Below are 26,003 nucleotides of genomic sequence, written 5' to 3'. Positions count from 1 at the left end.
AGGCCGCTCCCACAGGTTCACTGCAGGCTTGAAGGTTACGGTGAACTTGTGGGAGCGGGCTTGCCCCGCGAAGGGGCCATCAGATCCACACAGCATCCCAATGTGGATAATCGCCAGCACGGTCTACAAGCCCTGCTCTTATGGGGTTGGCAACGATGTACCTCGCCATTTGCAGCACACTCTCCTCCCGGCGCAAAGCCCGGTCCTGATAGCCCGGCTGCCATATCTTTTCGCGCCGCATACCCCGCTGATAAAGCGCATGACTGCTGCGTGACTTGAACCTGCGCATCAGGCAGTACAACGTGCCACTTCGCAATTCGATCAGCCAATGCACATGGTCAGGCATTACTACCCAGGCCAAGGATTGACAATGCCCATCGAGCTCGGCCTGTCTCAGTTGCTGGATCACGCCTCGGGCAAACTGCAGTTGAGTGAAGATCCGCTTGCGTTCAAGAGTGACCGTGGTCAGCAGGTATATCCCGCCCGGCTGAGAAAAACGGCCACGGCGCAGTAGGTGGGATTGGGCACGGTCCATGTGAGGCTCCCTGAAATAAGATTCAGGTGAAACACTAGGTTAGCGGGTAGTGGCCAGAGACTGAAAATGGTTGCTGGATGTTGGAGGTAGGGCAGTGCCGGCCCTTTCGCGGGGCAAGCCCGCTCCCACAGGTTCACCGAGTACTTCAGGCTTGCGCATAACCTGTGGGAGCGGGCTTGCCCCGCGAAAGGGGCCGCAGGTCAGGTACGGAAGCGCGCTACCAGCCCATTCAAATCCACCGCCAACCGCGACAACTCGGCACTCGCCGCGCTGGTCTGATGCGCCCCGGTCGCGCTCTGCACCGACAGGTCATTGATATTCACCAAGTTGCGGTCCACCTCGCGGGCCACCTGGGCCTGCTCTTCCGCCGCGCTGGCAATCACCAGGTTACGCTCGTTGATCTGCGCCACCGCACCCGCAATGGTATCCAGCGCCATGCCCGCACCCCGGGCGATATTCAAGGTCGACGCGGCACGTTCGGTGCTGGTGCGCATCGACTCCACCGCCTCTTCGGTCCCGCCCTGGATGCTGCCGATCATCCGCTCGATTTCGCTGGTCGACTGCTGGGTACGATGGGCCAATGCCCGCACCTCATCCGCCACCACGGCAAAGCCTCGGCCTGCTTCACCGGCACGGGCCGCTTCGATCGCGGCGTTGAGCGCTAGCAGGTTGGTCTGGTCGGCCAGGCCGCGAATCACATCCAGCACCTTGCCGATGTCGCGCGACTGCTCGGCCAGGTGAGTGATCAGCGTGGCAGTGGCCTGCACATCACCGCTCATGCGCTCGATGGCGCCGACGGTTTCCAGTACCAGGTCGCGCCCGTCGCCGGCCGAACGGCTGGCTTCACCAGAGGCCTCCGAGGTGCTGACCGCATTGCGCGCCACTTCTTCCACGGCGCTGGTCATCTCGGTGACTGCGGTGGCGGCCTGCTCGATTTCGTTGTTCTGTTGCTGCAAGCCACGGGCGCTTTCGTCGGTGACGCTGTTGAGCTCTTCCGCGGCCGATGCCAGTTGGGTCGCCGAACCGGCAATCAATTGCAGGGTGTCGCGCAGTTTCTCCTGCATGCGGGCCATGGCACGTAGCAGGCGCGCGGCTTCGTCGGTGCCTTCGGCACGGATGACGTGGGTGAGGTCGCCGTCGGCCACCTGCTCGGCGCATTTAAGCGCCTCTTCAATCGGTTTGACGATACTGCGGGTCAGCAGGAAGGCGCACAGCAGGGTCAGCACCGTGGCTGCGATCAACAGGCCAATCACCAGGGCGAAGGCAGAGGCGTACTGGCTGGCAGCCGTTTCATTGGTGGCGCGGGTCTGGTCGGTGTTGATGCGCACCAAGGTGTCCATGACCTTGTTGATCTGCTCGGAGTTGGCCAGCAGGTCGCGGTTGAGCAGGTCGCGCAGTTCGTCGGTGCGGCCTGCCTGGCTCAGGCTGCGCATGCGCGCCTCCAGCTGGCGGTACTGATTGAGCAGTTGGCTGTATTGATCGTAAGCCGCTTGCTCGTCGCGTGCGCCGATCATGGGCTCGTAGGCACGGCGCGCCTGGTCGATCTGGGTGTTGCGTTGGTCCAACAGGTTGAGAGTGTCGCGCTGCGTCTCTGGGTCGCGGTTGAGCAGCAGGCGATAGGAAAGGGTGCGCATGCGCAGGTTCAGCGCAGTAAGTTCGTCCAGCGTCTTGATGCTGGGCACGCTGATGCTTTCGATGGCAACGCCGGCCTGGCGGATGTTGCCCATCTGCATCAGCGAGAAGATGCCGAGGCCGAGCATCAACAGGCCGATCAGCGCGAAGCCGAGCAGCGCGCGCGGGGCGATATTCATGTTGCGTAGGGACATGAGGGGCGTAATCCAGGCAAGGGGAAGAGGTCGCAGGGGATGGCGACGAAATATGACTTGCCTGGCTATCGGTCGTGACTGGTCAGTCTTGAGCGAGACCGGTGAAAATTGTGAGCGCGCTAACCTTTTCCTGACCGGCGGTTGATCCAGGTCGGAACAAGCGGGCGCTTACCCTGTCAATCTGCGGGTTAGAAACCTTAAGAATCCGATATTTAATGGCGAGGACTCACGCTTTTCTTTATCGTGTGCGGCCTTTGCAACAACCTGAGATAGACCCCATGCTGGAAGCCTCCCTGAATCAAATCGAGCAACTGGTCAGCGACCTGATGCAGAAAAACGCTCAACTCACCGAGCAGAACACTACCCTGGGTCAGCAATTGGCACAGGCCAAAGAAGAAAACGAGACCCTGCAGCTGTCGCTGATGGAGCAGGAAGAGAAGAACGGCGCCACCGCCGCGCGCATCCAGGCGCTGGTTGACCGCGCCAATGCGGGTGTCGTCAACGCATGAGTCTGCAAGCGCAGCCGGTCAATGTCGTGTCGATCCTTGGCAGCGACTATTCGATCAAGGCGCCCGAAGGCCAGGAAGAAACCCTGGCCCAGGCGGTGCGGATGCTGAACACCGCCCTGGCCGAGACCAAGCGTTCGTACCCGACCCTGATCGGTGACAAGCTGCTGGTGCTGGCGGCCCTGAACCTGTGTTCCAAGCAGGTTGAGCTGCAAAAAGAGCATCAGCAGACGCTGGCGCGTACCCAGGCGCAGATCGACGCCACGGTGGACGCGATCGTTCGGACTATCGCCGAACAATAAAGCACTCCGCGATCCCTTGTAGGAGCAGCCTTGTGCTGCGAAGAGGCCGGTGAAAACGCAGTGATTTCCGCTGCTGTCACCGGCCTCTTCGCAGCACAAGGCTGCTCCTACAATGTCCCAGATCACTGGAATAACTGGATACGTAAGTGTATACACTTCCCCCAAAACAATAATTGGCGGGGAGCACGGGCATGCGTATCTGGCGGCAAAGTATCCAGTGGCAATTGATCGCAAGCATGGGCGCAGCCCTGCTGGCGAGCATCCTGGTGGTGGTGATCATTTTCACGGTGGCGCTCAACCGCCTGACCGAACGTTACCTGGTCGACACAGCGCTGCCAGCCAGTGTCGAAGCAATCCGCAACGATATCGAGCGCATGCTCGGCCAGCCGCTGGTGGCGGCCGCCGACATAGCCGGCAATACCCTGCTGCGCGATTGGCTTGCCGAGGGCCAAGACCCCGCTCAAACCTCACGCTTTATCGAATACCTCGAGGCTGCCAAGCAGCGCAACAAAGCCTTTACCACGCTGTTCGCCTCCACCGAAACCGGCCACTACTACAACGAGAAGGGGTTGGACCGCACACTCAGCCGGGCCAACCCGAAGGACACGTGGTTCTACGGGTACATCGACAGCGGCGCCGAGCGCCTGATCAACATCGACATCGACGGTGCCACAGGCGAGTTGGCGCTGTTCATCGACTATCGCGTGGAAAAAGACGGCAAGCTGGTCGGCGTGGCGGGTATGGGCTTGCGCATGACCGAGTTGTCGAAGCTGATCCACGATTTCAGCTTTGGCGAGCACGGCAAGGTATTTTTGGTACGCAACGATGGGCTGATCCAGGTGCACCCGGACAGCGCCTTCAGCGGCAAGCGCCAGCTTGTCGACCAGCTAGACGCACAGGCCGCGAAAGCGGTGATGAGTGGCGACCAGGGCCTGCGTACCAGCCGCTTCCAGCGTGATGGCGAAGGCTACCTGGCATTAGGCTTGCCACTGCGCGACCTGAACTGGACCTTGGTCGCCGAAGTGCCTGAGGCCGAGATCTACGCGCAGATGCATCAGGCAGTCTGGCTCACCACCTTGATCGGTGGTGGCGTGGCGCTGTTGTCGTTGCTGCTGGTGGTGGTGCTGGCGCGCGGCTTGGTACGGCCGATCCGCCGCGTCACGGCCGCACTGGTGCAGATCGGCAGCGGCGCGGGAGACCTCAGCCACCGCCTGGATGATTCGCGCCAGGACGAACTGGGTGACTTGGCCCGTGGCTTCAACCGCTTCCTCGACAGCCAGCGCGGGTTGATCGGCGAGGTGCTGCGCACCACTGAACGCCTGCACCTGGCCGTCGAACAGGTGACCCAGGTGGTGGACAACACAGCCGAGCGCTCCGGTCGCCAGCAGGAAATGACCGAAATGGTCGCCACCGCCGTGCATGAGATGGGCCTGACCGTGCAGGACATCGCCCGCAATGCCGGCAATGCCGCTGACGCGTCACAATCGGCGCGCGACGAAGCCTTGCAGGCGCGTGACGTGGTGCGGCGCTCGATCCAAGGTATTGAAGGCATGTCCGACGACATCGGCAAGGCGGCGGATGCGGTCGCACAGTTGGCCGACGAAGTCGCCTCGATCGATGAAGTATTGGCGGTGATCCGCAGTATTTCCGAACAAACCAACCTCTTGGCGCTGAACGCTGCGATCGAGGCGGCTCGGGCAGGGGAGATGGGGCGTGGCTTTGCCGTGGTCGCCGATGAGGTGCGTACCCTGGCGCGGCGCACGCAGCTGTCTACCGATGAAGTGCAGCAGATGATCCAGCGCTTGAAGCAGGGCGCAGGCTCGGCGGTGACGTCGATGCAGGCAGGGCAGCAGGCGACGGGTAGCGGCGTTGAATCGAGCCAGCGCACCGGTGCCTCGTTGGGGGCGATTACCGACAAGGTCGAGCACATCAGCGACATGAACCATCAGGTGGCGACAGCGACTGAAGAGCAGTCAGCGGTGACGGAGGAGATCAACCGGACGGTACAGGGGATTTCCGACCTAGCCAGGGAGACAGCGGCGGAGGTGCAGGGGTGCCGGGCGGAGTGCCAGGCGTTGCGTGGGTTGGCTGATGATTTGGCGCGGCAGATGGGTGGGTTCAAGCTTTAGATTGTTGGAGCTGCTGCCATCGCATTCGCGGGCAAGCCCGCTCCCACAGGTCGTGCACAGTTTCAGCATCTGTGAGGACCCTGTGGGAGCGGGCTTGCCCGCGAATGCGATCTATCAGGCAGTGATGATCGAGCGGATATCCGCCGCCAGCTCACGCACCCGGTCTTCATCAGTATCCCAGGAGCACATGAACCGCGCCCCGCCACTGCCAATAAAGGTATAGAACCGCCAGCCCTTGCCCCGCAGCGCTTCAATCGCGTGCTCTGGCATTTGCAGAAACACCCCGTTGGCCTCCACCGGGAACATCAGCTCCACCCCCGGCAGGTCGCTCACCAGCGACGCCAGCAGCTGCGCGCAGTGGTTGGCGTGCGTGCCGTGGCGCAGCCAGGCGCCATCTTCCAACAGCCCGACCCAGGGCGCAGACAAGAAGCGCATCTTCGACGCCAACTGCCCGGCCTGCTTGCAGCGGTAGTCGAAGTCTTCGGCCAGCTGGCGATTGAAGAACAGGATCGCCTCGCCCACCGCCATGCCGTTCTTGGTACCGCCAAAACACAGCACATCGACGCCGGCCTTCCAGGTCAGCTCCGCCGGGCTGCAACCGAGGAACGCGCAGGCATTGGTGAAACGCGCCCCGTCCATGTGCAGGTTAAGGCCCAGTTCCTTGCAGGTGGCGCTGATCGCCTTGAGCTCGTCTGGGCGGTACACGGTGCCCACTTCGGTGGCCTGGGTGAGTGTTACCACACGTGGCTTGGGGTAGTGGATGTCCTGGCGCTTCAACGCCACTTCACGGATCGACTCAGGCGTCAGCTTGCCGTTGATGCTGGGCGCGGTGAGCAGCTTGGAACCGTTGGAGAAAAACTCCGGCGCGCCGCATTCGTCGGTTTCGACGTGGGCGGTCTCGGAGCAGATCACGCTGTGGTAGCTCTGGCACAGCGAGGCCAGGGCCAGGGAGTTGGCGGCGGTGCCGTTGAAGGCGAAAAACACCTCGCAGTCGGTTTCGAACAAGTTGCGGAAGTACTCGGCGGCGCGCTCGGTCCACTGGTCGTCGCCATAGGCGCGTTCGTGGCCCATGTTGGCCTTGGCCATGGCGGCCCAGGCTTCGGGGCAGATGCCGGAATAGTTGTCGCTGGCGAATTGTTGGCTCTTATCTGTCATGACACGGTCCTGTGAACGACGCAGAACAGCACTCTAAACCATCGATTCAGCAGTTGCCTATACAACCCAGACATAAGCTGATTTCAGGGTTGTCTGAACGGGCCTCTTCGCGGGGCAAGCCCGCTCCCACAATGGCCCTGCGTACGCGGCCATTGTGGGAGCGGGCTTGCCCCGCGAAGAGGCCGGCATGCACAACACAAAAGCGAATGTCGTAAACGCGCCATTGCAAGGCGTGCGCAGGCATCTGACCCACCCCGGCCAGTCATACCATCGCCACAAAGGGCCACAGTGCTCTACAGACAAGAAACGATCGCTGCCGGGAGACAACAAGATGTTCAGCAAGCAAGACCAGATCCAGGGTTACGACGACGCACTGCTGGCGGCGATGAATGCCGAAGAACAGCGCCAGGAAGATCACATCGAGCTGATCGCCTCGGAGAACTACACCAGCCAGCGCGTCATGCAGGCCCAAGGCAGCGGCCTGACCAACAAATACGCCGAAGGCTACCCAGGCAAGCGCTACTACGGTGGCTGCGAGCACGTGGACAAGGTCGAGGCACTGGCCATCGAGCGCGCCAAGCAGCTGTTCGGTGCCGACTACGCCAACGTCCAGCCGCACTCCGGCTCTTCCGCCAACGGCGCGGTGTACCTGGCCCTGCTGCAGGCCGGTGACACCATCCTGGGCATGAGCCTGGCCCACGGCGGCCACCTGACCCACGGCGCCAAAGTGTCGTCCTCGGGCAAGCTGTACAACGCGGTTCAATACGGCATCGACACCAAGACCGGCCTGATCGACTACGACGAAGTCGAGCGCCTGGCGGTCGAGCACAAGCCGAAAATGATCGTCGCCGGCTTCTCGGCCTACTCCAAGACCCTCGACTTCCCACGCTTCCGTGCCATCGCCGACAAGGTCGGTGCGCTGCTGTTCGTCGACATGGCCCACGTTGCCGGCCTGGTTGCTGCGGGCCTGTACCCGAACCCAATCCCGTTCGCCGACGTGGTCACCACCACCACCCACAAGACCCTGCGCGGCCCACGTGGCGGCCTGATCCTGGCCAAGTCCAACGAAGAGATCGAGAAGAAGCTCAACGCTGCCGTGTTCCCCGGCGCCCAGGGCGGCCCGCTGATGCACGTCATCGCCGCCAAGGCCGTGTGCTTCAAGGAAGCGTTGGAACCAGGCTTCAAGGCCTACCAGCAACAAGTGATCGAAAACGCCCAGGCCATGGCCCAGGTGTTCATCGACCGCGGCTACGACGTGGTTTCCGGCGGCACTGACAACCACCTGTTCCTGGTCAGCCTGATCCGCCAGGGCCTCACCGGTAAAGATGCCGACGCCGCCCTGGGCCGCGCGCACATCACCGTCAACAAGAACGCCGTGCCGAACGACCCGCAGTCGCCGTTCGTCACCTCGGGCCTGCGCATCGGCACCCCGGCCGTCACCACCCGCGGCTTCAAGGTCGCTCAGTGTGTGGCCCTGGCCGGCTGGATCTGCGACATCCTCGACAACCTCGGTGACGCTGACGTCGAAGCCGATGTGGCGAAGAACGTCGCGGCGCTGTGCGCAGACTTCCCTGTTTACCGCTGAGTGGAGTAAACGACCATGCAACGCTACTCGGGCTTCGGCCTCTTCAAACACTCCCTCAGCCACCACGAAAACTGGCAGCGCATGTGGCGCACGCCGACCCCTAAAAAGGTCTACGACGTGGTCATCGTTGGCGGTGGCGGCCATGGCCTGGCCACGGCCTACTACCTGGCCAAGGAACACGGCATCACCAACGTCGCAGTGATCGAGAAGGGTTACCTGGGCGGCGGCAACACCGCCCGTAACACCACCATCGTGCGTTCCAACTACCTGTGGGACGAATCGGCGCAGTTGTACGAGCACGCCATGAAGCTGTGGGAGGGCCTGTCCCAGGACATCAACTACAACGTGATGTTCTCCCAGCGCGGTGTCTACAACCTGTGCCACACCTTGCAGGACATTCGTGACTCCGAGCGCCGCGTCAGCGCCAACCGCCTCAACGGCGTCGATGGCGAACTGCTGAACACCGCCCAGGTCGCAGCCGAAATCCCGTACCTGGACTGCTCGAAGAACACCCGTTACCCGATCCTCGGCGCGACCGTTCAGCGCCGTGGTGGTGTTGCCCGTCACGACGCCGTGGCCTGGGGCTACGCCCGTGCCGCCGACGCCCTGGGCGTGGACCTGATCCAGCAGACCGAAGTGATCGGTTTCCGCAAGGAAAACGGCGCGGTCATCGGTGTCGAAACCAACAAAGGCTTCATCGGCGCCAAGCGTGTCGGCGTGGTCACCGCGGGTAACTCCGGGCACATGGCCAAACTGGCCGGCTTCCGCCTGCCGCTGGAATCGCACCCGCTGCAAGCCCTGGTGTCCGAGCCGATCAAGCCAATCATCGACAGCGTGATCATGTCCAACGCCGTACACGGCTACATCAGCCAGTCCGACAAGGGCGACCTGGTGATCGGCGCCGGTATCGACGGTTGGGTTGGCTACGGCCAGCGCGGTTCGTACCCGGTGATCGAGCACACCCTGCAAGCGATCGTCGAGATGTTCCCCAACCTCTCGCGCGTGCGCATGAACCGCCAATGGGGCGGCATCGTCGACACCTCGCCGGACGCCTGCCCGATCATCTCCAAAACCCCGGTCAAGAACATGTTCTTCAACTGCGGTTGGGGTACCGGTGGCTTCAAGGCGACCCCGGGTTCGGGCAACGTCTTCGCTGCCAGCCTGGCCAAAGGCGAGATGCACCCACTGGCCGCGCCGTTCTCCATGGACCGTTTCTACAACGGCGCACTGATCGACGAACACGGCGCCGCCGCCGTCGCCCACTAACCGGAGACACCGTCATGTTGCATATTTTCTGTCCCCACTGCGGCGAGCTGCGCTCCGAAGAAGAGTTCCACGCCTCTGGCCAGGCGCACATCGCCCGCCCGCTGGACCCTGCCGCCTGCTCCGACGAGGAGTGGGGCACCTACATGTTCTTCCGCGATAACCCGCGCGGTATTCACCATGAACTGTGGGACCACGTTGCCGGCTGCCGTCAGTACTTCAACGTCACCCGCGACACCGTGACCTACGAGATTCTGGAAACCTACAAGATTGGCGAGAAGCCGCAGGTGACCGCCAACGGCAAGCAAAACAGCGCACCGTCGACTGTCAAAGGCCAAGGGGAAAAAGTATGAGCCAGACCTATCGCCTCGCCAGCGGCGGCCGTATCGATCGCAGCAAGGTCCTGAACTTCACCTTCAACGGCAAGACCTACCAGGGTTATGCCGGTGACAGCCTGGCCGCTGCGCTGCTGGCCAATGGCGTCGACATCGTCGGCCGCAGCTTCAAGTACTCGCGCCCGCGCGGCATCATCGCCGCCGGTACCGAAGAGCCGAACGCCATCCTGCAGATCGGCTCCAGCGAAGCCACCCAGATCCCTAACGTGCGTGCCACCCAGCAGGCGCTGTACGCCGGCCTGGTCGCCACCAGCACCAACGGCTGGCCGAACGTCAACAACGACGTCATGGGCATCCTTGGCAAGGTGGGCGGCAGCATGATGCCGCCGGGCTTCTACTACAAAACCTTCATGTACCCGAAATCGTTCTGGATGACGTACGAGAAGTACATCCGTAAAGCGGCCGGCCTTGGCCGTGCACCGCTGCAGAACGACCCGGACAGCTACGACTACATGAACCAGCACTGCGACGTGCTGATCGTCGGTGCCGGCCCTGCTGGCCTGGCCGCCGCCCTGGCTGCTGCCCGCAGTGGCGCCCGCGTGATCCTGGCCGATGAACAGGAAGAGTTCGGCGGCAGCCTGCTCGACACCCGCGAAACCCTCGACGGCAAGCCTGCCGCTGATTGGGTCAATGCGGTGGTCAAAGAGCTGGAAAGCCTGCCGGAAGTGACCCTGCTGCCCCGCGCCACGGTCAACGGCTACCACGACCACAACTTCCTGACCATCCACGAGCGCCTCACCGACCACCTCGGCGACCGCGCCCCGATCGGCCAGGTGCGTCACCGCGTGCACCGTGTGCGTGCCGGCCGTGTGGTACTGGCCGCTGGCGCCCACGAGCGCCCGCTGGTGTACGGCAACAACGACGTCCCGGGCAACATGCTGGCCGGCGCTGTGTCCACCTACGTACGCCGCTACGGTGTCGCCCCTGGCCGCAAGCTGGTGCTGTCGACCAACAACGACCACGCCTACCGCGCCGCGCTGGACTGGCACGACGCTGGCCTGCAAGTGGTCGCCATCGCCGACGCCCGCCACAACCCACGCGGCTCGCTGGTTGAAGAAGCGCGTGCAAAAGGCATCCGTATCCTCACTTCCAGCGCCGTGGTCGAGGCCAAAGGCAGCAAGCACGTGACCGGCGCCCGCGTGGCCGCCATCGACGTGCAAGCCCACAAAGTCACCAGCCCAGGCGAAACCCTTGAGTGCGACCTGATCGCCAGCTCCGGCGGTTACAGCCCGATCGTCCACCTGGCGTCGCACCTGGGCGGTCGCCCGGTCTGGCGCGATGACATCCTCGGCTTCGTGCCGGGCGATGCACCGCAAAAACGCGTTTGTGTCGGCGGTATCCATGGTGTCTACGCCCTCGGCGACGTGATTGCCGACGGCTTTGAAGGCGGCGTTCGCGCAGCCACCGAAGCCGGCTTCAAGGCCACCACCGGCACCTTGCCGAAAACCGTGGCACGCAAGGAAGAGGCCACCGTGGCGCTGTTCCAGGTGCCGCACGACAAGGGCAGCAAAGGGCCTAAGCAGTTCGTCGACCAACAGAACGACGTGACCGCTGCCGGTATCGAGCTGGCCACCCGCGAAGGCTTCGAGTCGGTCGAACACGTCAAGCGCTACACCGCGCTGGGCTTCGGTACCGATCAGGGCAAACTGGGCAACATCAACGGCCTGGCCATCGCCGCCCGTTCGATCGGCATCACCATCCCGGAAATGGGTACCACCATGTTCCGCCCCAACTACACGCCGGTCACCTTCGGTGCGGTAGCGGGCCGTCACTGTGGCCACCTGTTCGAACCTGTACGCTTCACCGCCCTGCATGGCTGGCACGTGAAGAACGGCGCCGAGTTCGAAGACGTCGGCCAGTGGAAACGCCCGTGGTACTTCCCCAAAGCCGGTGAAGACATCCACGCCGCCGTGGCCCGCGAGTGCAAGGCCGTGCGTGACAGCGTCGGCCTGCTCGACGCCTCGACCCTGGGCAAGATCGACATCCAGGGCCCGGACGCGCGTGAGTTCCTCAACCGCATCTACAGCAACGCCTGGACCAAGCTCGACGTGGGCAAGGCCCGCTACGGCCTGATGTGCAAAGAAGACGGCATGGTCTTCGACGACGGCGTGACCGCCTGCGTTGGCGACAACCACTTCTACATGACCACCACCACCGGCGGCGCCGCACGCGTGCTGCAGTGGCTGGAGCTGTACCACCAGACCGAATGGCCAGAGATGAAGGTGTACTTCACCTCGGTCACCGACCACTGGGCGACCATGACCCTGTCCGGCCCCAACAGCCGCAAGCTGCTGAGCGCGCTGACCGACGACATCGACCTGGACAAGGACGCCTTCCCGTTCATGACCTGGAAGGAAGGCACCGTCGCCGGCGTACCGGCCCGTGTGTTCCGCATCTCGTTCACCGGTGAGCTGTCGTACGAAGTGAACGTGCAGGCCAACTACGCCATGGGCGTGCTGGAAAAGATCATCGAGGCGGGCAAGCAATACAACCTGACCCCGTATGGCACCGAGACCATGCACGTGCTGCGTGCCGAGAAGGGCTTCATCATCGTCGGCCAGGACACTGACGGCTCGATGAACCCAGACGACCTGAACATGAGCTGGTGCGTCGGCCGCAACAAGCCATTCTCGTGGATCGGCCTGCGTGGCATGAACCGCGAAGACTGCCTGCGCGACAACCGCAAGCAGCTGGTCGGCCTCAAGCCGGTGGACCCGACCCAATGGCTGCCAGAAGGCGCGCAACTGGTGTTCGACCCCAAGCAACCGATCCCGATGGACATGGTTGGCCACGTCACCTCCAGCTACGCGGCCAACTCCCTGGGGTATTCGTTCGCCATGGGTGTGGTCAAAGGCGGCCTCAAGCGCATGGGCGAGCGGGTGTACTCGCCGCAGGCTGACGGCAGCGTGATCGAGGCGGAAATCGTGTCTTCGGTGTTCTTCGATCCGAAGGGTGAGCGGCAGAACGTTTAAGGCCCCGGATGGTGGCGTCGAACCCTGTGGGAGCGGGTTTACCCGCGAATGCGATGTTGGCCTCACTGGCCTCTTCGCGGGTGAACCCGCTCCCACAGGTTCGGCGTTGCTCGGAACTACAGAATTCAAGGCAGGTAAGAAATGAGCGCTATCAACGTCTTCCAGCAAAACCCCGGCGCCGACGCCAAGGCCCAGTCGCCGCTGCACCATGCCGACCTGGCCAGCCTGGTTGGCAAGGGCCGCAAGAACGCAGGCGTGACCCTGCGTGAGAAAAAATTCCTCGGCCACCTGACCCTGCGTGGCGACGGCCATGACCCGGCCTTCGCCGCAGGCGTGCACAAGGCCCTGGGCCTGGAGCTGCCGGTGGCCCTGACCGTGGTCGCCAACAGCGACATGTCGCTGCAGTGGATGGGCCCCGACGAGTGGCTGCTGATCGTCCCGGGCGGCCAGGAGTTTGCCATCGAGCAAAAACTGCGCGCGGCCCTCGACGGCCTGCACATCCAGGTGGTCAACGTCAGCGGCGGGCAGAGCCTGCTGGAACTGCGCGGCCCGCACGTGCGCGAAGTGCTGATGAAGTCCACCAGCTATGATGTTCACCCAAACAACTTCCCGGTGGGCAAGGCCGTCGGTACCGTGTTCGCCAAGTCGCAACTGGTGATCCGCCGCACCGCCGAAGACACCTGGGAACTGGTGATTCGCCGCAGCTTCGCCGATTACTGGTGGCTGTGGCTGCAGGACGCTTCGGCCGAATACGGCCTGAGCATCGAAGCCTAAGGAGAGCCGCACATGAGTCGGGCACCGGATACCTGGATTCTCACCGCCGACTGCCCGAGCATGCTCGGTACCGTCGACGTGGTGACGCGTTTCCTCTACGAGCAGCGCTGCTACGTCACGGAGCACCACTCCTTCGATGACCGGCAGTCGGGGCGTTTCTTCATTCGCGTCGAATTCCGCCAGCCGGACGATTTTGACGAGGCGGGCTTCCGTGCCGGCCTCGCTGAACGTAGCGAAGCGTTCGGCATGGCCTTCGAGCTGACCGCGCCTAATCACCGCCCCAAGGTGGTGATCATGGTGTCCAAGGCCGACCACTGCCTGAACGACCTGTTGTACCGCCAGCGTATTGGCCAACTGGGTATGGACGTGGTCGCAGTGGTGTCCAACCACCCAGACCTCGAACCGCTGGCGCATTGGCACAAGATTCCTTACTACCACTTTGCACTCGACCCCAACGACAAGGCGGGGCAAGAGCGCAAGGTGCTGCAGGTGATCGAGGAGACTGGCGCGGAACTGGTCATCCTTGCCCGCTACATGCAAGTGCTATCGCCCGAGCTGTGCCGGCGCCTCGACGGCTGGGCGATCAACATTCACCACTCGTTGTTGCCGGGGTTCAAAGGCGCCAAGCCTTATCACCAGGCCTACAACAAGGGCGTGAAGATGGTGGGCGCGACCGCGCACTACATCAACAACGACCTCGATGAAGGGCCGATCATTGCCCAGGGGGTCGAGGTGGTGGACCACAGCCATTATCCCGAGGACCTGATTGCCAAGGGGCGGGATATCGAATGCCTGACCCTGGCGCGCGCTGTGGGGTATCACATTGAGCGGCGGGTGTTCCTTAACGCCAACCGGACTGTGGTGCTCTGACTATTTTGGGGCTGCTTTGCAGCCCATCGCAGGCAAGCCAGCTCCTACAGGTGCACCGCCGCTTTTGAGGCAGCGCGGTCCCTGTAGGAGCTGGCTTGCCTGCGATGGGCCGCAAAGCGGCCCCCTGCATTTGGCCTGCCGTAAAAAGGCATCCCCCTGTCGTTTCCAGTCAGTGCACCTTGCCGCATCAGGCCCACAATTCCCTGCATTCCAGTAACACATGCCGCCCATGGATGGCGGCGCTTCAACCAACGCGGCATACAAAAAAACCAAGCGAGGTAAAAGCAATGTCTGGCAATCGTGGAGTGGTATATCTCGGCGCCGGCAAAGTCGAAGTGCAACACATCGACTACCCGAAAATGCAGGACCCGCGCGGCAAGAAAATCGAACACGGCGTCATTCTCAAGGTGGTCTCCACCAACATCTGCGGCTCCGACCAGCACATGGTCCGCGGCCGCACCACTGCCCAGGTCGGCCTGGTTCTGGGCCACGAAATCACCGGTGAAATCGTCGAATTGGGGCGTGATGTCGAACGCCTGAAAAAAGGCGACCTGGTGTCGGTACCGTTCAACGTCGCCTGCGGCCGCTGCCGCTCCTGCAAAGAAATGCACACCGGCGTCTGCCTCACTGTAAACCCGGCCCGCGCCGGCGGTGCCTACGGCTACGTCGACATGGGCGACTGGACCGGTGGCCAGGCCGAGTACGTGCTGGTGCCGTACGCTGACTTCAACCTGCTGAAACTGCCGGACCGCGACAAGGCCATGGAAAAAATCCGTGACCTGACCTGCCTGTCCGACATTCTGCCCACCGGCTACCACGGCGCCGTGACGGCGGGCGTAGGCCCAGGCAGCACCGTTTACGTCGCGGGCGCCGGCCCGGTTGGCCTGGCCGCTGCTGCCTCGGCACGCCTGCTGGGCGCTGCCTGCGTGATCGTCGGTGACCTCAACCAGGCCCGCTTGGCGCACGCCAAGTCGCAGGGCTTCGAAGTGGTCGACCTGTCCAAGGACACCCCGCTGCACGAGCAGATCATCGACATTCTCGGTGAGCCGGAAGTGGACTGCGCCGTCGATGCCGTTGGTTTCGAGGCCCGCGGCCATGGCCACGAGGGTGCCAAGCATGAAGCCCCGGCCACCGTGCTGAACTCGCTGATGCAGGTTACCCGCGTTGCCGGCAGCATCGGTATCCCGGGCCTGTACGTGACTGAAGACCCGGGCGCCTCCGATGCCGCTGCCAAAATCGGCGCCCTGAGCATCCGCTTTGGCCTGGGTTGGGCAAAATCGCACAGCTTCCACACCGGCCAGACCCCGACCATGAAGTACAACCGCCAGCTGATGCAGGCGATCATGTGGGACCGTATCAACATTGCTGAGGTGGTGGGCGTGCAGGTGATCAACCTGGATCAGGCGCCGGAAGGCTACGGCGAGTTCGATGCAGGCGTGCCGAAGAAATTCGTGATCGACCCGCACAAGATGTGGGGCGCGGCTTGATGCCGTGATGTAACGAAGAGCCCCTCAAATTGAGGGGCTTTTTTATGGCTGCTCGTCCGGGTTTTGCACCGCAAGCACCGAGCCTTTGTCATCGGTGGCAAGCAAGCCGCCGGCCTGGGTTTCGTCTGTACTCAGCTCTGCCAGCGGTTGTTCTGCATTACGGAAGATGGCGCGATGCTCGTCGCCTTGTTTCACGGTGATGAGCTTGTCGCCCTGGTAGAAGAAATGCGAGCGGTTCGGTGCTTTGCTCATGATTCAAGTCCCTGCCGTGCTGGATGAATAGAGGCTGATGGAAGTCCATTCTGAACAAACGCAGCAATTTTGATACTGGCAGAAATACTAGTTTTGTGGCCTGACACGGAACCTGTGGGAGCGGGCTTGCCCGCGAAGAGGCCAGCCCTGGCAACCCATCAATCAGCGCATCATCCCCAACTCTGCATCATCCATCAACGCCTTGGCCAACGCGCTCAGATAATGTGAAGCCCAAAGCAACTGCGGCTTGTTGTCCATCAGGCCATGCCTAGGTAGGAAAAGGTTGGCGTTTGGTCAGTAAAGGACATCGGCATTTCGAATGCCCGTGCGCATTTCTGATGAAGTATTAATGCTGCCTCTACTCTCGGCACTTAAACTTAATTCTGCAGCCTTGACTTGATTGTTTAGATCTTCAATTATGCCTCTCTCGGTGTTGGTTAGTGCTCTTTTCATTCGTGCTGCGCCGTCCTTGATTTGCTTTATTTTAAACCTGTTGCTGCTGATCATTACTTTTGCGTTGTCATGTGAAGAAGAGCCAGGTTTACTGGGGTAAGCCTGCGCGCTTATTACACTGGTAACAGGTTCTGCACCTGTTTTTTTCGGGGTCGTCAGGGGGGGTGAAGTTATATTGCCTTTCATAGGCTTGTTAGTGCTTGGATCCTGAAGTCTTAATTGGGCGCCTGCGGGAGGCCTAGTAGTACCTAGCGCTTTTTTGAATGCTACTAATTTTGCTGTCGGCCCTAGACGATTATGCCTGGGAAGTCTAGAAAGGGGATCGCTTTGATGCATATGTCCCGTAGGGTCCTGGAAATTAATAGGGTCACCGGCACAGTAGGTGTACGCATTAAGCCCGCCCTCTCCAAAAGGAGACAGGCTGTCGGGACTTAGAAAACGTTGAAGTAGGGGGGCGTAGCAGCGATAACCATTGCCTAGCGGATAGCACTCTGTAATCGACTCTATAGCCTCGCCGACGAAGCCAAGCAGTGAGTTTCCGTAGCGCATAATCGGATCATGTCCGTATGCAGTGAAAGAATGATTTTCTTGTTTACCCTCGCTCTGCACGGTGAACACTGAACCCTTATCATCTGTTACCAGTAATCCAGCTTTCCGCTCTGCAGTGGCTTGCAATTCGGCCATGGGTACATCAGCGGTACGGAAAATGGTGCGGTGTTGTTCGTTGTGATTGGTTGTGACCAGCTTTCCCTTCTGATAGAAGAACTGAAGGTTAGTTGACTGACGCTTCATGTGCTACTCCTGACGGTGGGGACTAGTGCCAATCTTGCTCCAGTAGCTTGGGGAGCAGCTGGGCAGTTGACTACTGGCAAAAATGATAGGTACGCAGGGCAGTCTGTATGTCCGCTCCATCGCTGGCAAATGAGCTATTGGCTCCGACCACCGGCCCGGAACAAAAGCTTCTGGTTCCAGTCGAATGCCTCGTTTCCCAGGCCATCCCGGCCCACGAGGTCCCTCCCGATGAAAGCATTCACCCTGGCAACCCTGATGACCCTGGCCGCAAGCCCGGTGTTCGCCTTCAACCTCAGCGATGCCGCCAATGCCGTGTCGGCCATGCAGAACCAAAAACAACAGGGCCAGGTCCAGGCGCCCGAGGCGCAGGCCAATTTGCTCAATACCTTGGGTAGTGAACTCAAGATCACCCCGGAACAGGCCGTGGGCGGGGCGGGGGCGATGCTGGGTTTGGCGCGCAATAACCTGAGTTCCGACGACTACGGTCAGTTGACCAAGGCCGTGCCTGGGTTGGACTTGCTGTCCGGTGCCAATGCGCTGGGCGGGTTGAGCGGGCTGGGTGAACTGCTGGGCAAGAACAGCGAAAGCCAGTCGGCATTGAGCAATGCGCTGGGCAACAACGTCGAGAACCGCAGTGACCTGGACAGCGCGTTCAAGGCGTTGGGCATGGATACCGGGATGATCGGGCAGTTTGCGCCGTTGATTCTGCAGTACCTGGGGCAGCAGGGGATTGCCGGGTCGTTGCTGCAGAATCTGGGGAGTTTGTGGACTACGCCGATCGTAACCCCGCCGTCTGTTTGATTGACGTCGAATAGATTAGTAGATAAAGAGGCAGTAGGGTCTAAGCTGCCTCAGATGTATAACTGATGAGTTTTCAACTCTCGCCTTGTCTCACATTTTTAGTGATGTTAGCTGGCTGTTGGATTTGAGGGCCAGGCGTCTTGCTCGGAGTTTGTTCGGGTGTGTAGAGCTTGTTAAGAGCGTCGTCGCTCGCTTTTATAGCTTCGGACTGCACGTCATAAGCTTTGTCTAATTCTCCGGCTAGTTCAATATTTCCGACTTTCATGGCTTCTTGTATTTCATGTCTTATTTTTCCCAAGTTTGCAATTTTTAGTTCTCGTTTTTCTACAAGTGTTCTTGTCATGTCTTTTGGAATAGGTTTGGTCGTGGGTTTTCTGTGCGTGCTCAACGTCGGGGTTTTGGCGTTGGCAGCAACAGGTGTGTAATTCATTTGAGTTTCTTTTCCTCGGCCAAACATATGCCCGCTAGGGTCAACGTTGTTGATCGGGTCGTCGCCGCAGTAGCAATATGAGCCGAGGCCTCCTTTGTCAAATGGGCTAAAGCTGTCTGGTGATATAAATCTCATGAGCACAGTGCTGTAGACCCGATAACCATTTCCCAGAAAGTATCCGTCAAGCAGTAGCTCTAGCCATTCGCCTGCATAAGCGATCCGCGAGCCAGCGTTAACGGCTGCTCGATAGCCATAGGGTGTATAGCTTGAATAACTACCTGCAGGTGATGGAAATATGTTGTGCGGTTTAGCGGTTCTCATGGCTGCCGTCTCATGTTGGCGAATCCTTAGCATGAGGCAGTGCCATTTTTCGTACTACTAGCAAAAAAACTAGGTAATTTAGTAACGAAATTCTAGGTAGGGCCGTCCATGGCCATGGTTAATCAGCTCGCTTCTGAGAAAGTTACAAGTTGCACAGGGCGGCGGAAGCCGGCCGTCAGTAACGCCAGGTACGCCAGTCCGAAGGCAAACCAGCACAGGCCAATCACCAAGGTCAGCGCCGAGAGGCTGGTCCACAGCCATAACGTCAGCGCCAACCCCACCAACGGCACCAGGCCATAGCACAGCAGCCCCTTGAGGTTACGCTGGGCCCCGTCATCCATCAGGTGCGTCTTCACCACCGCCAGGTTCACCGCCGAGAACGCCACCAGTGCGCCAAAGCTAATCAGCGAGGCGAGGGTGGACAGGTCGATCACCAGCGCCAACAGCGAAAACGCCGACACCAGCAAAATGGCGAACACCGGCGTGCCAAAACGCGGCGACAGGTAACCGAACGTGCGCTGCGGCAGCACATTGTCGCGCCCCATGGTGAACAGGATGCGCGACACCGCTGCCTGCGAGGCCAGCGCCGAACCCAGGCTGCCGGCGACGAAGGCGGCGGTAAAGAAGTTGGCGAGGAATTGCCCGCCTGCCTTGAACATCACTTCATTAGCCGCCGCATCGGCGTTTGCAAAGGTGCTGCCCGGCAGCACCAGCTGGCTGACGTAGGCCAGCGCGGTGAACAGTACGCCGGCGAAGAGCGTGGTGAGGATGATCGCCCGTGGTACGTCGCGGCGCGCATCGCGGCATTCTTCGGCGAGGGTGGAGACGGCATCGAAGCCGAGGAACGACAGGCACAGTACTGCGGCGCCCGCCATCAGCGGGCCGAAGCCAGGTTGTGTGCCGTCACCCATCAGCGGCGAGAGCAGGTCTAGCGGTTGGCCGGCCAGGGTCTGGCAGGACAAGGCCACGAATACCCCGATAAACACGATCTGCGCACCGACGATCAGGTTGCTGGTTTTAGCCACCGAGTTGATGCCGACCACGTTGAGCACGGTCACCAGGGCGATGGAGGCGAGCACGAAGGCCCAGGCGGGCACAGCCGGGAAGGCAATGTTGAGGAACAGGCCGATCAGCAGGTAGTTGATCATCGGCAGGAACAAGTAATCGAGCAACAGCGACCAGCCTGCCAGGAAACCAACGTTCTGGCCGAAGGCCATGTTGGTGTAGGAGTACGCCGAACCCGCGACCGGGAAGCGTTTGACCATGAAACTGTAGGACGCGGCGGTGAACAGCATGGCCACCAGCGTAACCAGGTAGGCGCCAGCGGTGCGGCCACCGGTGAGTTCGGTGACGATGCCGTAGGTGGTGAAGATGGTCAGCGGGACCATGTACACCAGGCCGAAGAAGACCAGGGCGGGCAGGCCCAGGACGCGACGAAGTTGGGCGGGGGTGGAGCAAGGTTGGTTGGCCATCGATCGATCCAGGCAATTTTTTGTAGTTGTGCTTTGATCGATTTTTATCCACTTAGGTGGAGGGTGACAAAGAAGTAATCCTTATGTTGATTATTAGCCTGGGTTTTAATCGGATTTGTGCTGTGCCTGTGCAGGCCTCTTCGCGGGCAAGCCCGCTCCCACAGGGAACGCACCACATTCAATGGGTGTGCAGTACCTGTGGGAGCGGGCTTGCCCGCGAAGAGGCCGGAACAGGCGATAGAGATCTCAGCCCATTTCCGCCCGCAACTGCTCAATCCGCTGATCCTTCTCCAACCACAGCTGGTTCACCCAAGCCTGCACGGTCTGCCGGAAGGCCGGGTCATTTTCATAATCCCCATCCCACAATGCCGGGTCCAACTCACGCACCTGAATGTCGATAATCACCCGGCTAATGCTGCCATTGAGCAAGTCCCAGAACCCCGGCGCCTGGTTGCCCGGGTAAACGATGGTCACGTCCAGCAGCGCATCCAGCTGCTCGCCCAGCGCCGCCAGCACAAACGCCACGCCGCCGGCCTTGGGCTTGAGCAGGTAGCGGTAAGGCGATTGCTGCTCCTGGCGCTTGGCCTCGGTGAAGCGCGTGCCTTCCAGGTAGTTGACCACGGTCACCGGCTGGCGCTTGAACAGCTCACAGGCGGCCTTGGTGATCTCCAGGTCCTTGCCCTTGAGCTCGGGGTGCTTGTCCAGAAACGCCTTGCTGTAGCGCTTCATGAACGGGTAATCCAGCCCCCACCAGGCCAGGCCCAGCAGTGGCACCCAAATCAGCTCCTTCTTGAGGAAGAACTTGAAGAACGGCGTGCGGCGGTTGAGGCTTTCGATCAGCGCGGGGATGTCGACCCAGGTCTGGTGGTTGCTCACGGCCAGGTACGAGGTGTCCTTGCGCAGGCGGTCAACGCCGCGGATATCCCACTGGGTGGGGATGCACAGGGCGAAAATCGCCTTGTCGATCTCTGACCAGGTTTCGGCGACCCACATCACCGCCGCAGAGGCATAGTCACGGCCACGGCCTGGCAGCACCAGCTTGAGCAGGGCAAAGACCAGCAGCGGGCAGATCAACACCACGGTGTTGAGCAGCAGCAGGAGGGTTGTGAGAATGCCGGTCAGCAGGCGACGCATAAAGGAACTCTTGTAGTGAGATAAAAACAGCCGGCAATGATAAGCAGCGATGCGGCCTACGCCAAATGCCCAATGCCCAGCGGCGAGGACAAATGTTTCACATTGTGTTGATTACCGTGTACAGACGAACCTATTCAACTCATGCAGTCTAAGCACTGTCTGCACTCAAGGAAGCGTAACCCGTGAAATCACTGCTTGCCCTGTTGTCACTGTTCGCCTTGCCGGTCATGGCCGCCGAGCCGACGATTTATGGCCGTTACGAAAACATCGCCTTGCCGGAGATTGGCGAGACCTTGAAGGCCAAGATGGACACCGGTGCCTTCACCGCATCGCTGTCGGCCAAAGACATCGAGCTGTTCACCCGCGATGGCGATGAGTGGGTACGCTTCCGCCTGGCGACTAAAGAGTCCGACGGCAAGGTCTACGAGCACAAGGTCTCGCGCATCAGCAAGATCAAGGGCCGTGCCGACGAAGAGGAAGAGGGCGATGCGCCGGAAATCTCCAAGCGCCCGGTGGTCGACCTGGAGCTGTGCCTGGGTGATGTGAAGCGCACGGTCGAAGTGAACCTGGTGGACCGCAGCAGTTTCAACTACCCGCTGTTGATCGGTTCCAAAGCGTTGCGTGAGTTCAAGGCAGCGGTCAACCCGGCCAAGAAGTTCACCGCCGGCAAGCCGGACTGCTGACCAAAATTTCACCCGTTCCTCCGTGTAGGAGCAGCCTTGTGCTGCGAAGAGACCATGCCAGACGCAGCAAATGTGCTGACGATACCGGCCTTTTCGCAGCACAAGGCTGCTCCTACAATGTCCAGCTATGCCCCCAGCAAGGCCGGACACCATGCCCCATATCCTCATCGTCGAAGACGAAGCCGCCATCGCCGACACTCTGGTCTACGCCCTGCAGGCCGACGGCCACAGCACCGAGTGGGTGACCCTGGGCAGCGCCGCCCTCGACCAGCAGCGCCAGCGCCCGGCCGACCTGATCATCCTCGACATCGGCCTGCCCGATATCAGTGGTTTCGAGACCTGCCGCCAACTGCGCCGCTTCAGCGAGGTGCCGGTGATGTTCCTCAGCGCCCGCGATGGCGAAATCGACCGGGTGGTGGGCCTGGAGATCGGCGCCGACGACTACGTGGTTAAACCCTTCAGCCCCCGCGAGGTGGCGGCACGGGTGCGGGCCATCCTTAAACGCATGGCACCACGTGTTGAGCCCGTCGCGGCGGCAACGCTGTTCCAGCTCGACACCCTGCGCATGCAGATCAGCTACCGTAACCAGCCGCTGAGCCTGACCCGCCACGAGTTTCGTTTGCTGCAGTGCCTGCTGGAACAGCCCCAGCGGGTGTTCAGCCGCGAGCAACTGCTCGATGCCCTGGGCGTGGCGTCTGACGTGGGCTACGAGCGCACCATCGACAGCCACATCAAGAGCCTGCGCGCCAAGTTGCGCCTGGTCGCCAGCGAGGCAGAACCGATACAGACCCACCGCGGCCTCGGCTACAGCTACAGCCCGGATCACGCCTGATGCGCCTGGGCATCCGGATCTTCCTGGTGTACTTCCTGTTCGTCGGGCTGGCGGGGTACTTCCTGCTTAACACGGTGCGCGAACAGATCCGCCCGGTGGTGCGCCAATCGTCCGAAGAAACCTTGGTCGACACCGCCAACCTGCTGGCGGAGATCCTGCACGATGACGTCAAGGCCGGTACCCTCGGGCAAAGCCGCTTGCCCGAAGTACTCAAGGCTTACGGTTCGCGCAGCCCGGGCGCGCAGATCTGGGGCTTGGCGAAGAACCAGGTCAGCCACCGCATCTACGTGACCGACGCCAAAGGGATCGTGCTGCTCGACTCCAGCGGTGAGGACCTGGGCAAGGATTACTCGAAGTGGAATGACGTTTACCTCACCCTGCGCGGCGAGTACGGCGCCCGCTCCACGCGCAGTGTCGCCGATGACGAAAGCACTTCGGTGATGCATGTGGCCGCGCCGATCATCGAAGACGGCCAGATCATCGGCGTGGTTACCGTGGCCAAGCCCAACAGCTCGCTGCAACCCTACATCGATCGCTCCGAGCAGCGTTTGCTCACGTTGGGCCTGGGCTTGATTGGCCTGGGCTTGTTGATTGGCGCAGCGCTGTCGTGGTGGCTGGCGCGCTCGCTGCGCAGGCTGGCCCGTTACGCCCAGGCGGTCAGCGAAGGTGAGCGGGCGGCGCTGCCGCATTACAAGGGCGGTGAGCTGGCGCACCTGGCCAATGCAGTGGAGCGCATGCGCACGCAGCTGGAAGGCAAGGCCTACGTCGAGCGCTATGTGCACACCTTGACCCACGAACTGAAAAGCCCACTGGCGGCCATCCGCGGAGCCTCCGAGCTGCTGCAGGGCGATATGCCGGCCGAACAGCGGGCGCGCTTTGCCGGCAACATCGAGCGTGAAAGCGAGCGCCTGCAGCAGATGATCGAACGCCTGCTCAACCTCGCCCGCGTGGAGCAGATGCAAGCGCTGGAGGATGAACAGCAGGTGGCGTTGGCGGCACTGGTCGACGAATTGCTATTGGCCCATGCGGCGCGCATCGAAGCGGCGGGCCTGCAGGTGCGGCAGCGGGTGCCGGCCGGTTTGCGGTTGTTGTGCGATCCGTTTCTGATGCGCCAGGCGTTGGCCAACCTGCTCGACAATGCGCTGGATTTTACCCCGGCCGGTGGGGCGTTGTTGTTCGAGCTTGAGCGCGACGGTGGGCGGGTGGCGTTGAGCCTGTTCAACCAGGGGCAGGCGATACCGGCGTATGCCATTGGGCGGGTGAGTGAGCGGTTTTACTCGCTGCCGCGGCCGGGGAGTGGGCGCAAGAGCACCGGGCTGGGGCTGAATTTTGTGGCCGAGGTGATGCAGCTGCATGGCGGGGCGTTGGCGGTGGATAACGTCGATGGCGGGGTGCGGGTGCGGTTGTGGCTGCCGGTGCGGCGTATCAGCTGAGATTGCCGGGTCCGCTGCGCGGCCCATCGCCGGCAAGCCAGCTCCCACAGGTACTCCACAGCTTGGGACCTTATGTTGTACCTGTGGGAGCTGGCTTGCCGGCGATAGGGCCCTTGAAAGTACACACAATCTCCACACAAGCTCCGCAAGGCCTCCACGCAAGGCGCAGACACTGCGCCCACTGCCAAAGGAGGCCCTATGAACAAGACCCTTGGATTCAAGCTCGGCATGATTGCCCTGCTGATGGTGCTGTTGCTGATCCCGCTGCTGATGATCAACGGCCTCATCGACGAGCGCCAGACCCTGCGTGACAGCGTGGTGCGTGACATCGCCCAGAGCGCCAGCTTCGACCAGCAACTCAGTGGCCCGCTGCTGGTGGTGCCTTACCGCAAGTACCAGCGCCGCTGGATCGACAAGGACGGCGAGCGTACCCAGGAGACCAGCAGCATCGCCGGCCACCTGTACTTCCTGCCGGAAACCTTCGAGGCCGATCTGGGTGTCGACACCGAGCTGCGATCACGCGGCATCTACCAGGCGCGGCTGTTTCACGCCAAGGGCCGCATCAGTGGCCGCTTCAAGCTCCCCGAACGCTGGGGCATCGACAAGGATTTTGAAGACTACCGGTTCGACAAGCCCTTTCTGGTGGTGGGCATCAGCGACATTCGTGGCATCGAGAATGGCCTGGAACTGACGCTCGACGAGCGCAAGTTGCCCTTCGAAGCGGGGACCGGGCTCGACTGGATGCGCGGTGGCGTGCATGCCAGCGTGCCAGGGCTGGATGGCCTGCAAGCGCGGGAGTTCAGCTACGGCTTCGACCTGGCGCTGCAAGGCACTGGCCAGTTGCAGGTGTTGCCGGTTGGCCGTACCAGCAGTGTGGATCTGCGCGCCAACTGGCCGCACCCAGGCTTCATCGGCAGTTACCTGCCCAGCCGTCGCGACATCGATGCCCAAGGCTTCACTGCCCATTGGCAGACGTCGTTCTTCGCCACCAACCTTGAAGATGCCCTGCGCCAGTGCGCCACGGCCGGGCACTGTGAGGACTTCAGCGAGCGCACCTTTGGCGTCAGCTTTGTCGACCCGGTTGATCAGTACCTGAAGAGCGAGCGGGCGATCAAATACGCGCTGCTGTTCATTGCCCTGACCTTTGCCGGCTTCTTCCTGTTCGAGGTGCTGAAGAACCTCAGCGTGCACCCGGTGCAGTACATCCTGGTGGGTGTGGCGTTGGCGTTTTTCTACCTGCTGTTGCTGTCGATGTCCGAACACATCGGCTTTGGCCCGGCGTATGGGCTGTCGGCTTCGGCCTGTGTGTTGCTGATTGGCTTCTACCTGAGCCACGTGCTGCGCAGCCTGGGGCGTGGGGTTGGGTTTGCGGCGGGGTTAGCGGCGTTGTACGGGATGCTTTATGGGCTGCTCAGCGCCGAGGACTACGCGCTGTTGATGGGGTCGTTGCTGTGCTTTGGTTTGTTGGGCGTGTTCATGGTGCTGACCCGGCGGCTGGACTGGGCGCGGGTGGGGAGGGCGGCATGAGGGAGGACAGAGAAATCGGGCGGTGGTTGGCACGCAGGATTGGGCAGTTGTTTCCTGTGATACCGAGGTAAGGC

Annotated in this window: 23 protein-coding genes and 3 pseudogenes; 16 read left to right on the top strand and 10 right to left on the bottom strand. The window is 61.5% G+C overall.

Going from position 1 to position 26,003, the window contains the following annotated elements; all coding sequences use genetic code 11:
• Window positions 1–79: 79 nt before the first annotated feature.
• The 3 genes and pseudogenes from AC5PZ0_RS21705 to AC5PZ0_RS21695 form a co-directional block, all read right to left on the bottom strand.
• Window positions 80–535, bottom strand: coding sequence for an REP-associated tyrosine transposase (locus tag AC5PZ0_RS21705; RefSeq protein ID WP_454242637.1), 456 nt, complete (start codon window positions 533–535; stop codon window positions 80–82).
• 200 nt (window positions 536–735) lie between these two features.
• Window positions 736–1,599: a methyl-accepting chemotaxis protein gene (locus AC5PZ0_RS21700; protein ID WP_371918313.1), complete on the bottom strand. Its 864-nt coding sequence runs from the start codon at window positions 1,597–1,599 to the stop codon at window positions 736–738.
• A pseudogene (locus tag AC5PZ0_RS21695) lies at window positions 1,591–2,346 on the bottom strand (MCP four helix bundle domain-containing protein); the annotation flags it as partial. The gene AC5PZ0_RS21700 and the pseudogene AC5PZ0_RS21695, both read right to left, overlap by 9 nt.
• A 293-nt stretch (window positions 2,347–2,639) precedes the next feature.
• Here AC5PZ0_RS21695 and AC5PZ0_RS21690 point away from each other — a divergent pair.
• From AC5PZ0_RS21690 to AC5PZ0_RS21675, 4 genes and pseudogenes are all read left to right on the top strand, one after another.
• Complete coding sequence (locus tag AC5PZ0_RS21690) at window positions 2,640–2,870, top strand: MreC domain-containing protein (RefSeq protein ID WP_027594302.1); 231 nt, start codon at window positions 2,640–2,642, stop codon at window positions 2,868–2,870.
• Window positions 2,867–3,169: a cell division protein ZapA gene (locus tag AC5PZ0_RS21685; protein WP_027594303.1), complete on the top strand. Its 303-nt coding sequence runs from the start codon at window positions 2,867–2,869 to the stop codon at window positions 3,167–3,169. Before AC5PZ0_RS21690 ends, AC5PZ0_RS21685 begins: the two co-directional genes overlap by 4 nt.
• A 191-nt stretch (window positions 3,170–3,360) precedes the next feature.
• Window positions 3,361–4,434: pseudogene (locus AC5PZ0_RS21680) on the top strand (HAMP domain-containing protein); the annotation flags it as partial.
• 126 nt (window positions 4,435–4,560) lie between these two features.
• Window positions 4,561–5,298, top strand: coding sequence for a methyl-accepting chemotaxis protein (locus AC5PZ0_RS21675; protein ID WP_493855719.1), 738 nt, complete (start codon window positions 4,561–4,563; stop codon window positions 5,296–5,298).
• A 114-nt stretch (window positions 5,299–5,412) separates the two neighbouring features.
• On the opposite strand, the gene AC5PZ0_RS21670 is transcribed toward AC5PZ0_RS21675, so the two are convergent.
• Window positions 5,413–6,453 carry a threonine aldolase family protein gene (locus tag AC5PZ0_RS21670; RefSeq protein WP_493855717.1) on the bottom strand — a complete coding sequence of 347 codons (1,041 nt, stop codon included), beginning with the start codon at window positions 6,451–6,453 and terminating at the stop codon, window positions 5,413–5,415.
• 331 nt (window positions 6,454–6,784) lie between these two features.
• On the opposite strand from AC5PZ0_RS21670, the gene AC5PZ0_RS21665 reads away from it, so the two are divergent.
• The 7 genes from AC5PZ0_RS21665 (at window position 6,785) to fdhA (ending at window position 15,799) form a co-directional block, all read left to right on the top strand.
• Window positions 6,785–8,038 (top strand): serine hydroxymethyltransferase, encoded by a 1,254-nt coding sequence (locus AC5PZ0_RS21665; protein WP_027594306.1) that lies wholly within the window; start codon window positions 6,785–6,787, stop codon window positions 8,036–8,038.
• 15 nt (window positions 8,039–8,053) lie between these two features.
• A complete protein-coding gene (locus AC5PZ0_RS21660; protein ID WP_008089646.1) occupies window positions 8,054–9,304 on the top strand; it encodes a sarcosine oxidase subunit beta family protein in 1,251 nt (416 codons plus the stop codon).
• Window positions 9,305–9,318: 14 nt separating this feature from the next.
• Entirely contained in the window at window positions 9,319–9,654 is a 336-nt protein-coding gene (locus AC5PZ0_RS21655) for a sarcosine oxidase subunit delta (protein ID WP_027594307.1), read from the top strand.
• The gene (locus tag AC5PZ0_RS21650) at window positions 9,651–12,668 is read left to right on the top strand and encodes a sarcosine oxidase subunit alpha (protein WP_027594308.1); all 3,018 of its coding nucleotides are present in this window, start codon (window positions 9,651–9,653) and stop codon (window positions 12,666–12,668) included. Before AC5PZ0_RS21655 ends, AC5PZ0_RS21650 begins: the two co-directional genes overlap by 4 nt.
• A 141-nt stretch (window positions 12,669–12,809) precedes the next feature.
• Entirely contained in the window at window positions 12,810–13,442 is a 633-nt protein-coding gene (locus AC5PZ0_RS21645) for a sarcosine oxidase subunit gamma (RefSeq protein ID WP_027594309.1), read from the top strand.
• 12 nt (window positions 13,443–13,454) lie between these two features.
• Window positions 13,455–14,312: a formyltetrahydrofolate deformylase gene (purU, locus tag AC5PZ0_RS21640; protein WP_027594310.1), complete on the top strand. Its 858-nt coding sequence runs from the start codon at window positions 13,455–13,457 to the stop codon at window positions 14,310–14,312.
• A gap of 287 nt (window positions 14,313–14,599) precedes the next feature.
• Window positions 14,600–15,799 (top strand): formaldehyde dehydrogenase, glutathione-independent, encoded by a 1,200-nt coding sequence (gene fdhA, locus AC5PZ0_RS21635; protein WP_454242634.1) that lies wholly within the window; start codon window positions 14,600–14,602, stop codon window positions 15,797–15,799.
• A gap of 42 nt (window positions 15,800–15,841) precedes the next feature.
• On the opposite strand, the gene AC5PZ0_RS21630 is transcribed toward fdhA, so the two are convergent.
• The 3 genes and pseudogenes from AC5PZ0_RS21630 to AC5PZ0_RS21620 form a co-directional block, all read right to left on the bottom strand.
• Entirely contained in the window at window positions 15,842–16,051 is a 210-nt protein-coding gene (locus tag AC5PZ0_RS21630) for a hypothetical protein (protein WP_454242633.1), read from the bottom strand.
• Between the two features lie 162 nt (window positions 16,052–16,213).
• A pseudogene (locus AC5PZ0_RS21625) lies at window positions 16,214–16,315 on the bottom strand (DUF3077 domain-containing protein); the annotation flags it as partial.
• A 30-nt stretch (window positions 16,316–16,345) separates the two neighbouring features.
• Window positions 16,346–17,296, bottom strand: a complete 951-nt coding sequence (locus AC5PZ0_RS21620; protein ID WP_493855716.1) for an RHS repeat-associated core domain-containing protein — start codon at window positions 17,294–17,296, stop codon at window positions 16,346–16,348.
• Window positions 17,297–17,524: 228 nt separating this feature from the next.
• Between AC5PZ0_RS21620 and AC5PZ0_RS21615 the strand changes: the two genes are divergently transcribed.
• The gene (locus AC5PZ0_RS21615) at window positions 17,525–18,097 is read left to right on the top strand and encodes a DUF2780 domain-containing protein (RefSeq protein WP_493855715.1); all 573 of its coding nucleotides are present in this window, start codon (window positions 17,525–17,527) and stop codon (window positions 18,095–18,097) included.
• 73 nt (window positions 18,098–18,170) lie between these two features.
• Here AC5PZ0_RS21615 and AC5PZ0_RS21610 read toward each other — a convergent pair whose 3' ends face one another.
• The 3 genes from AC5PZ0_RS21610 to yihG all read right to left on the bottom strand — a co-directional run bounded on the left by AC5PZ0_RS21610 (window position 18,171) and on the right by yihG (window position 21,454).
• Window positions 18,171–18,848, bottom strand: a complete 678-nt coding sequence (locus AC5PZ0_RS21610; protein WP_493855714.1) for an RHS repeat-associated core domain-containing protein — start codon at window positions 18,846–18,848, stop codon at window positions 18,171–18,173.
• A 122-nt stretch (window positions 18,849–18,970) separates the two neighbouring features.
• Entirely contained in the window at window positions 18,971–20,320 is a 1,350-nt protein-coding gene (locus AC5PZ0_RS21605; RefSeq protein WP_493855713.1) for an APC family permease, read from the bottom strand.
• Between the two features lie 246 nt (window positions 20,321–20,566).
• A complete protein-coding gene (yihG, locus tag AC5PZ0_RS21600; RefSeq protein WP_238212510.1) occupies window positions 20,567–21,454 on the bottom strand; it encodes a 1-acylglycerol-3-phosphate O-acyltransferase, YihG family in 888 nt (295 codons plus the stop codon).
• Window positions 21,455–21,636: 182 nt separating this feature from the next.
• On the opposite strand from yihG, the gene rloA2 reads away from it, so the two are divergent.
• The 4 genes from rloA2 to creD all read left to right on the top strand — a co-directional run bounded on the left by rloA2 (window position 21,637) and on the right by creD (window position 25,929).
• Window positions 21,637–22,137, top strand: a complete 501-nt coding sequence (rloA2, locus tag AC5PZ0_RS21595; protein WP_099428126.1) for a retropepsin-like aspartic peptidase RloA2 — start codon at window positions 21,637–21,639, stop codon at window positions 22,135–22,137.
• A gap of 151 nt (window positions 22,138–22,288) precedes the next feature.
• The gene (gene creB, locus AC5PZ0_RS21590) at window positions 22,289–22,969 is read left to right on the top strand and encodes a two-component system response regulator CreB (RefSeq protein ID WP_099452677.1); all 681 of its coding nucleotides are present in this window, start codon (window positions 22,289–22,291) and stop codon (window positions 22,967–22,969) included.
• Entirely contained in the window at window positions 22,969–24,402 is a 1,434-nt protein-coding gene (gene creC / locus AC5PZ0_RS21585) for a two-component system sensor histidine kinase CreC (RefSeq protein WP_493855712.1), read from the top strand. Before creB ends, creC begins: the two co-directional genes overlap by 1 nt.
• Window positions 24,403–24,600: 198 nt before the next feature.
• Complete coding sequence (gene creD, locus AC5PZ0_RS21580) at window positions 24,601–25,929, top strand: cell envelope integrity protein CreD (RefSeq protein WP_493855711.1); 1,329 nt, start codon at window positions 24,601–24,603, stop codon at window positions 25,927–25,929.
• The last annotated feature ends 74 nt before the right edge of the window (window positions 25,930–26,003 follow it).

This window comes from Pseudomonas sp. 5.2, from assembly GCF_059025405.1.
The sequence above is the reverse complement of the archived record's forward strand: the minus strand, read 5'-3'. Positions and strand labels throughout refer to the sequence as shown.

Bases quoted from the DNA above. Each gene is read 5' to 3' on its own strand.
- AC5PZ0_RS21705 (WP_454242637.1), bottom strand. From the start codon at position 535: ATGGACCGTGCCCAATCCCACCTACTGCGCCGTGGCCGTTTTTCTCAG.
- AC5PZ0_RS21700 (WP_371918313.1), bottom strand. From the start codon at position 1,599: ATGCAGGAGAAACTGCGCGACACCCTGCAATTGATTGCCGGTTCGGCG.
- AC5PZ0_RS21690 (WP_027594302.1), top strand. From the start codon at position 2,640: ATGCTGGAAGCCTCCCTGAATCAAATCGAGCAACTGGTCAGCGACCTG.
- AC5PZ0_RS21685 (WP_027594303.1), top strand. From the start codon at position 2,867: ATGAGTCTGCAAGCGCAGCCGGTCAATGTCGTGTCGATCCTTGGCAGC.
- AC5PZ0_RS21675 (WP_493855719.1), top strand. From the start codon at position 4,561: ATGACCGAAATGGTCGCCACCGCCGTGCATGAGATGGGCCTGACCGTG.
- AC5PZ0_RS21670 (WP_493855717.1), bottom strand. From the start codon at position 6,453: ATGACAGATAAGAGCCAACAATTCGCCAGCGACAACTATTCCGGCATC.
- AC5PZ0_RS21665 (WP_027594306.1), top strand. From the start codon at position 6,785: ATGTTCAGCAAGCAAGACCAGATCCAGGGTTACGACGACGCACTGCTG.
- AC5PZ0_RS21660 (WP_008089646.1), top strand. From the start codon at position 8,054: ATGCAACGCTACTCGGGCTTCGGCCTCTTCAAACACTCCCTCAGCCAC.
- AC5PZ0_RS21655 (WP_027594307.1), top strand. From the start codon at position 9,319: ATGTTGCATATTTTCTGTCCCCACTGCGGCGAGCTGCGCTCCGAAGAA.
- AC5PZ0_RS21650 (WP_027594308.1), top strand. From the start codon at position 9,651: ATGAGCCAGACCTATCGCCTCGCCAGCGGCGGCCGTATCGATCGCAGC.
- AC5PZ0_RS21645 (WP_027594309.1), top strand. From the start codon at position 12,810: ATGAGCGCTATCAACGTCTTCCAGCAAAACCCCGGCGCCGACGCCAAG.
- purU (WP_027594310.1), top strand. From the start codon at position 13,455: ATGAGTCGGGCACCGGATACCTGGATTCTCACCGCCGACTGCCCGAGC.
- fdhA (WP_454242634.1), top strand. From the start codon at position 14,600: ATGTCTGGCAATCGTGGAGTGGTATATCTCGGCGCCGGCAAAGTCGAA.
- AC5PZ0_RS21630 (WP_454242633.1), bottom strand. From the start codon at position 16,051: ATGAGCAAAGCACCGAACCGCTCGCATTTCTTCTACCAGGGCGACAAG.
- AC5PZ0_RS21620 (WP_493855716.1), bottom strand. From the start codon at position 17,296: ATGAAGCGTCAGTCAACTAACCTTCAGTTCTTCTATCAGAAGGGAAAG.
- AC5PZ0_RS21615 (WP_493855715.1), top strand. From the start codon at position 17,525: ATGAAAGCATTCACCCTGGCAACCCTGATGACCCTGGCCGCAAGCCCG.
- AC5PZ0_RS21610 (WP_493855714.1), bottom strand. From the start codon at position 18,848: ATGAGAACCGCTAAACCGCACAACATATTTCCATCACCTGCAGGTAGT.
- AC5PZ0_RS21605 (WP_493855713.1), bottom strand. From the start codon at position 20,320: ATGGCCAACCAACCTTGCTCCACCCCCGCCCAACTTCGTCGCGTCCTG.
- yihG (WP_238212510.1), bottom strand. From the start codon at position 21,454: ATGCGTCGCCTGCTGACCGGCATTCTCACAACCCTCCTGCTGCTGCTC.
- creB (WP_099452677.1), top strand. From the start codon at position 22,289: ATGCCCCATATCCTCATCGTCGAAGACGAAGCCGCCATCGCCGACACT.
- creC (WP_493855712.1), top strand. From the start codon at position 22,969: ATGCGCCTGGGCATCCGGATCTTCCTGGTGTACTTCCTGTTCGTCGGG.
- creD (WP_493855711.1), top strand. From the start codon at position 24,601: ATGAACAAGACCCTTGGATTCAAGCTCGGCATGATTGCCCTGCTGATG.